Annotated in this window: 4 protein-coding genes, 14 tRNA genes and 2 rRNA genes; 3 read left to right on the top strand and 17 right to left on the bottom strand. The window is 45.2% G+C overall.

The window, feature by feature from the left end:
• Together GRP75_RS17935 and GRP75_RS17930 are read right to left on the bottom strand one after the other, a co-directional pair.
• Positions 1-64: ribosomal RNA gene (locus GRP75_RS17935) — 16S ribosomal RNA — on the bottom strand; the annotation flags it as partial.
• Positions 65-646: 582 nt separating this feature from the next.
• Positions 647-1387, bottom strand: coding sequence for a Crp/Fnr family transcriptional regulator (locus GRP75_RS17930; RefSeq protein WP_023986659.1), 741 nt, complete (start codon positions 1385-1387; stop codon positions 647-649).
• A gap of 299 nt (positions 1388-1686) precedes the next feature.
• Here GRP75_RS17930 and GRP75_RS17925 point away from each other — a divergent pair, with 299 nt between their 5' ends.
• From GRP75_RS17925 to GRP75_RS17915, 3 genes are all read left to right on the top strand, one after another.
• Positions 1687-2136 (top strand): GAF domain-containing protein, encoded by a 450-nt coding sequence (locus GRP75_RS17925; protein WP_028542674.1) that lies wholly within the window; start codon positions 1687-1689, stop codon positions 2134-2136.
• A gap of 144 nt (positions 2137-2280) precedes the next feature.
• Positions 2281-2934, top strand: a complete 654-nt coding sequence (locus GRP75_RS17920; RefSeq protein WP_023986657.1) for a response regulator — start codon at positions 2281-2283, stop codon at positions 2932-2934.
• Positions 2927-4030 carry a PAS domain-containing sensor histidine kinase gene (locus tag GRP75_RS17915; RefSeq protein ID WP_023986656.1) on the top strand — a complete coding sequence of 368 codons (1104 nt, stop codon included), beginning with the start codon at positions 2927-2929 and terminating at the stop codon, positions 4028-4030. Before GRP75_RS17920 ends, GRP75_RS17915 begins: the two co-directional genes overlap by 8 nt.
• Before the next feature lie 200 nt (positions 4031-4230).
• On the opposite strand, the gene GRP75_RS17910 is transcribed toward GRP75_RS17915, so the two are convergent.
• The 15 genes from GRP75_RS17910 to GRP75_RS17840 form a co-directional block, all read right to left on the bottom strand.
• A tRNA-Gly gene (locus GRP75_RS17910) sits at positions 4231-4301 on the bottom strand.
• A 9-nt stretch (positions 4302-4310) separates the two neighbouring features.
• Positions 4311-4384: transfer RNA gene (locus tag GRP75_RS17905), tRNA-Pro, on the bottom strand.
• Between the two features lie 22 nt (positions 4385-4406).
• Positions 4407-4483 (bottom strand) — tRNA-Arg (locus GRP75_RS17900).
• Between the two features lie 26 nt (positions 4484-4509).
• A tRNA-Cys gene (locus GRP75_RS17895) sits at positions 4510-4580 on the bottom strand.
• 10 nt (positions 4581-4590) lie between these two features.
• Positions 4591-4665, bottom strand: a tRNA-Gly gene (locus tag GRP75_RS17890).
• Between the two features lie 6 nt (positions 4666-4671).
• Positions 4672-4758: transfer RNA gene (locus GRP75_RS17885), tRNA-Leu, on the bottom strand.
• 14 nt (positions 4759-4772) lie between these two features.
• Positions 4773-4848 (bottom strand) — tRNA-Lys (locus GRP75_RS17880).
• 4 nt (positions 4849-4852) lie between these two features.
• Positions 4853-4927, bottom strand: a tRNA-Gln gene (locus GRP75_RS17875).
• A gap of 17 nt (positions 4928-4944) precedes the next feature.
• Positions 4945-5017 (bottom strand) — tRNA-His (locus GRP75_RS17870).
• Positions 5018-5036: 19 nt separating this feature from the next.
• Positions 5037-5122 (bottom strand) — tRNA-Tyr (locus GRP75_RS17865).
• Positions 5123-5126: 4 nt separating this feature from the next.
• Positions 5127-5202: transfer RNA gene (locus tag GRP75_RS17860), tRNA-Thr, on the bottom strand.
• A 4-nt stretch (positions 5203-5206) separates the two neighbouring features.
• A tRNA-Val gene (locus GRP75_RS17855) sits at positions 5207-5282 on the bottom strand.
• A 10-nt stretch (positions 5283-5292) separates the two neighbouring features.
• A tRNA-Met gene (locus tag GRP75_RS17850) sits at positions 5293-5369 on the bottom strand.
• Between the two features lie 31 nt (positions 5370-5400).
• Positions 5401-5492, bottom strand: a tRNA-Ser gene (locus tag GRP75_RS17845).
• A gap of 130 nt (positions 5493-5622) precedes the next feature.
• Positions 5623-5747, bottom strand: a 23S ribosomal RNA gene (locus GRP75_RS17840); the annotation flags it as partial.

Raw genomic sequence — 5747 nt, 5'->3', positions numbered from 1 at the left:
CGACTTGCATGTATTAGGCACGCCGCCAGCGTTCGTCCTGAGCCAGGATCAAACTCTCCATTAAAGACCAACCGAAGTCGGTTTATAGAAAGAGCGATAAGCTCATTTTGAAACTGACGAGATAAAATATCTCTTGTTTGATTTTGCGAACAAAATCGTTTCACTCACTCGTTGTTCAGTTTTCAAAGATCAAACATTCCTCTTTCGCTGCGTTTTTCAGCAGCTATAAGATCATATCATGTTCGTTTCAAAAATGCAAGGGTTATTTTTTTCTTTTTTTGAAGATCGTTTCACCCAAGCTTTTTGCTTTTGAAACTGCTGTTTTGTTGTCAGCTCAAATAATATATCATTTTCAGCAAAAGAAAGCAACTTGTAAATAATCCCTTTTTCAAACTTAAAATCCCTTTCACCTTTTAGTCAACCATTATTAGCTCCAATGTTATTTCAAAACAGCTAGTTCATAAAATGTCATGTGTTCAGTTCCATTTAATATAAATACATTATTGGTAATTAACCGCTATACGACGTTAATTAGTTTTTTTGTAATCTATTTTGTTCGTTAACCCCGTTACCCCATGTGCTAGATTGTTAGAAGACATGCAACAAGGCGAAGCCTCTTGGACCCCGCCTAATGGTATTCATAATATTAGAGGCGACAAATTTCATGGGCACATTGGCCGTACGAAGGACAGCAGCACATGCCACGTAATACCTTGAGATCGTGAATGACAATCTTTCCATCCCTTGTATCTAGGGTTCCCTGCTCTTTCAGCGCGCTCAGCATCCGGTTCACACTCTCTCGCGTCGCTCCAATCATCTCACCTAATTCAGAGTGACTTAGCTTCATATTTAGTAAAATGCCATCCTTCACAGCCACGCCACATGTATTGCTAGCACGGATCAATGTAGACGCTAGCGCTCCAGTTTTACCATACAACAGTAAGTCCCGAAAACGCGATTGCATAATGCGTTGCTTCATCGCCATCCACTGGATGAACTGAAGTGCCATTTCCCCATTTTTGGACAAGAGCGACTCCAAATCCTTAACAAGCACGACGCCTAACTCACACACATCGGCTGTTTCCGCAGTGCAACTATACTCTTCTCCATCTATCCCGCTAAATTCCCCAATTAAGTCGCCTTGATGCTGAATGGTCAGAATCAGTTCTTTACCATCTTCTGTCGATTTACGAAGTTTAACATGACCTGAATGTATATAATAAAGCTGCTCTGCATCATCGCCCTCTCGGAAAAGCATAACGCCTGCCTTTACCTTCTTCCAGGACATAATATCTTTTAGCAGATCCAAATGTTCTTCTGTCAAATAAATCTGAATTCCCGTGCGTTCCGCTTCGTCCCCAAACCGTTCCATACAAGTGGCTTGCATGTTAGCGTCCTCCTCGTGTTTACCTGATATCTATATCATAATGTTTTAAGGCCTGGGTTGTTATCGGGAGAACACCTGATTTTATACCTTCCTACTCCCTGATTTACTGTGATAAATATCACTTCCGAGGTAAGCTAATGCCCCATTTATCGGCCTTTTCCCTACTCCTTACCCGACCTGATGAAAAGTCAGTGTTTCCTGCACCTATAGATCAGGGGGTTCCCTGATCTACTTTTGTAACTGTCGGAACTACAATGAATTAGAGATATAGTTTGGTTATGAAAAAGGATGTGTCTTCTATGCTACAAATAACGGATGAAATGCGAAAAGAACTGAACCAGTTGAGAGATACTATTTATGGTGATCTCACTGCCCTTGCATTTATGTCCAAGTCGGGTGGTAAGTTGCATTGGTATTACGCCTCCGGTAGCCGAAGCAATCGCTATCGCCTTATTTCTTTTAAGATTGGCCATGGTATTGCCGGGATGGCTGTTCGCTTGGGACGTACCGTGACTGTAAGTGCTTTGCTATCAGGTAGTATACGTTTGCGTCAGGAATGTGCACTAATGCTGGCCGAGCAGCTTCACTCTGCTGTTGCTATTCCCTTTTCCAGCACAGGGGATCTGCCCAACGGTGTGCTGCTTCTTGGTAATCGTGATGTGAGGATGTTCACAGAGTCTGATGTAGCCGAGGCCACTCAAGTCGCTCAACGCCTTAGCCAACTATGTGCTTACCCTCTTACTCCATAGATCAACAATGTTTCTGTAGATAATGAAACTCATAAAATACTTGATATCACTGTCCCTAACTATCTTTGTTGATTGAAATCCCTAAAATTTGCTATGATTATGACAAAACGCACGGTTTTTTTTACCGTTCGAGGGGATGACAAATTGATTCGTATACTAGTAGTGGATGATCACGTTGTCGTACGTTCTGGCCTCATGGCCCTATTGGACGGCAAAAACGGTATCAAGGTAGTAGGAGATGCAGCAGACGGGGATGAGGCAATCCACAAGGCAGTGGAGCTACAACCTAATGTCGTGCTCATGGATTTTAGCATGCCACCTGGCAAAGATGGTCTCACGGCAACCACTGAATTAAAAAAAAAGTTGCCCGACACAGAAGTCCTTATTTTAACAATGCATGATGATGAAGAATATCTGTTCCGGGCCATTCAGGCTGGAGCATCCGGATATATTTTAAAAAGCGCACCTCACGAGGAGTTGCTCGCTGCCATCCAGTCTGTAGCCGAGGGTAGTGCCTATTTGTACCCGAATGCAACCAAACGACTGATGAGTGAATATCTGGACAAAATCAAACAGGAAGGCATAGCCGGACCCTATGAATCCCTATCTGAGCGGGAAAAGGAGATTCTATCGTGGGTAGCCAAAGGATATGCCAACAAGGAAATTGCCGAGCACCTAGTGATTAGCGTCAAAACCGTAGAGTCCCATAAAAGTAACCTTATGGAGAAGCTTAACTTGAAAACACGACCTGAGCTAGTCAAATTCGCACTAAAAAAGGGGCTTCTCCATTATGAATGAACCTTCTAATCCTTTACTGCAGCATGCCTTTGGTGAATCAACCGATACACTGCTGAATGATCTGGAAATTTATATACCAGAGTCCCCTTTTCTCCATGCACTGCGTAACTCACTCCACCAACTATCCAATCTTAAATTTGCTCTAGATACGTCTTCCATCGTTGCTTTGACCGATCATCGAGGTATTATTCAGTACGTGAACGACAAGTTCTGTGAGATTTCGCAATACAGTCGTGAAGAGCTGATCGGTCAGGATCATCGTCTCATTAATTCAGGCTATCATACCCCTGCCTTCATGAAAAACCTGTGGACTACAATCCGTTCAGGTGAGGTTTGGCAAGGAGAAATACGTAATCGTGCTAAAGATAACAGCTACTACTGGGTGAATACTACGATCGTTCCGTTTATGGACGAGGAAGGTAAACCCTATCAGTACTTAGCGATTCGTAATGAGGTCACTAAACTGAAGAAAGTAGAAGCAGAACTCCAGTCTATGATGACGCAAGTCATGCAAATACAGGAAGAAGAACGTAAACGCTTTTCAAGAGAGCTACATGATGGGATAGGACAAAGCTTGTTTTCACTTATTATTCAGTTAGATAGCCAACTTGCCGAACAACCTAGTGCTGCTCTGGAGAGTCTTCGTTCGCAGGTGACCGACATCATCAAAGATGTTCGTGGTCTAGCGTGGGAACTTCGTCCCTCAGTTCTGGATGATTTGGGTGTCGTCCCAGCTATAAGAACCTATATTGAAAACTTCTGTTCTCATTACGGGATTGAGGTGCATTTTCAATGCACTCTACGTAAACGCCTTGATATTCGCAAGGAAATAGCAATTTATCGGATTGTACAGGAGGCATTAACGAATGTAGCCAAATATGCAGATGTAGCGGAGGCATATGTCGATGTTGAGGATCAAGATGAAATGATACAAGTGACCATTCGGGATGAGGGCATTGGATTCTCTGGAAAGTCCCAAGGAGAGGGAGTTGGATTGTTCAGTATGGAAGAACGAGCTAGAGGGGTAGGGGGATTTATGAGCATGACCTCTGCTCCAGATGAGGGAACCTCCATCCAGCTGACCATTCCCGTGTAAAAACTGTCCACTAGATCGGTTATCGGTGTATACCAGTTGTATGATCAGAACGATATACACCGATACCGAGATTATGAATAATCAACACATTGTGGGTACATGAAGATAAATACAAAAAAAGAGAGAGCTCTGTCCCCAGACAGGCTCTCTTTATTTATAAGGTGTCACCACTGAGGCAACAAGAATCCGCTATAGCAAAAAGCGGGTGATGGGAATCGAACCCACGCTACCAGCTTGGAAGGCTGGAGTTCTACCATTGAACTACACCCGCAAATCAGTATCGGGATGACACGATTTGAACATGCGACCCCCTGGTCCCAAACCAGGTGCTCTACCAAGCTGAGCTACATCCCGACATTATACTTTTTTTAAGAAATGGCGCGCCCTGAGAGATTCGAACTCCCGGCCTTTTGATTCGTAGTCAAACGCTCTATCCAGCTGAGCTAAGGGCGCATATTTAAATCCATAATGAGCAGTCAAGGCGCCACCCAGATTTGAACTGGGGATGAAGCTTTTGCAGAGCTTTGCCTTACCACTTGGCTATGGCGCCGTATGGATAATGGAGCGGACGACGGGAATCGAACCCGCGACCCTCGCCTTGGCAAGGCGATGCTCTACCGCTGAGCCACGTCCGCAAAATATGGTGCGGTCGAGAGGACTCGAACCTCCACGGGGGTTAGCCCACACGGACCTGAACCGTGCGCGTCTGCCAATTCCGCCACGACCGCAAAATAATTATAAATGGTGAGCCATGAAGGACTCGAACCTTCGACACCCTGATTAAAAGTCAGGTGCTCTACCAACTGAGCTAATGGCTCTTAATGGCTGGGGATATAGGATTTGAACCTATGCATGACGGAGTCAAAGTCCGTTGCCTTACCGCTTGGCTAATCCCCAATAAATTAAGAATAAAGGGCGGCCGATGGGGCTTGAACCCACGAATGCCGGAGTCACAGTCCGGTGCGTTAACCACTTCGCCACGACCGCCATATGATTATGAAAAGACTGGTGGAGGATGATGGATTCGAACCACCGAACCCGTAAGGGAGCAGATTTACAGTCTGATGCGTTTGGCCACTTCGCTAATCCTCCAAAATGGTGCCGGCGAGAGGACTTGAACCCCCAACCTACTGATTACAAGTCAGTTGCTCTACCAGTTGAGCTACACCGGCACAATGGTGGAGGCTGAGGGGATCGAACCCCCGACCCTCTGCTTGTAAGGCAGATGCTCTCCCAGCTGAGCTAAGCCTCCTGGGTATGTATGGTAGCGGCGGAGGGGATCGAACCCCCGACCTCACGGGTATGAACCGTACGCTCTAGCCAGCTGAGCTACACCGCCATAACATAATATTTCGCTAGCTTGTCCTAAATGGCGGAGAGAGAGGGATTCGAACCCTCGCACCACTTTCGCAGTCTAACCCCTTAGCAGAGGGTCCCCTTATAGCCACTTGGGTATCTCTCCATATAAATGGACTCGCTTAGCAAAATTCCGCAAGTTATTCTTTAAATCAACAAAGTGATTTGGAATATCAAGCGCAATTTCAAGGTTACACCCTGAAAACTGGATCCGAAACTCATTTGCGTTTTATTTTTAGGATAAGCCCTCGACCGATTAGTATTGGTCAGCTCCATGCATTACTGCACTTCCACCCCCAACCTATCTACCTCGTCGTCTTCAAGGGGTCTTACTAATTGGGAAATCTCATCTTGAGGGGGG

The organism is Paenibacillus sp. OT2-17 (genome assembly GCF_009827695.1).
In the GTDB taxonomy this organism is placed as follows: Bacteria; Bacillota; Bacilli; order Paenibacillales; family Paenibacillaceae; genus Paenibacillus; species Paenibacillus polymyxa_B.
Note: the sequence above shows the minus strand (reverse complement) of the source record. Positions and strands in the feature narration are given on the sequence as shown.

Bases quoted from the DNA above. Each gene is read 5' to 3' on its own strand.
- GRP75_RS17930 (WP_023986659.1), bottom strand. From the start codon at position 1,387: ATGCAAGCCACTTGTATGGAACGGTTTGGGGACGAAGCGGAACGCACG.
- GRP75_RS17925 (WP_028542674.1), top strand. From the start codon at position 1,687: ATGCTACAAATAACGGATGAAATGCGAAAAGAACTGAACCAGTTGAGA.
- GRP75_RS17915 (WP_023986656.1), top strand. From the start codon at position 2,927: ATGAATGAACCTTCTAATCCTTTACTGCAGCATGCCTTTGGTGAATCA.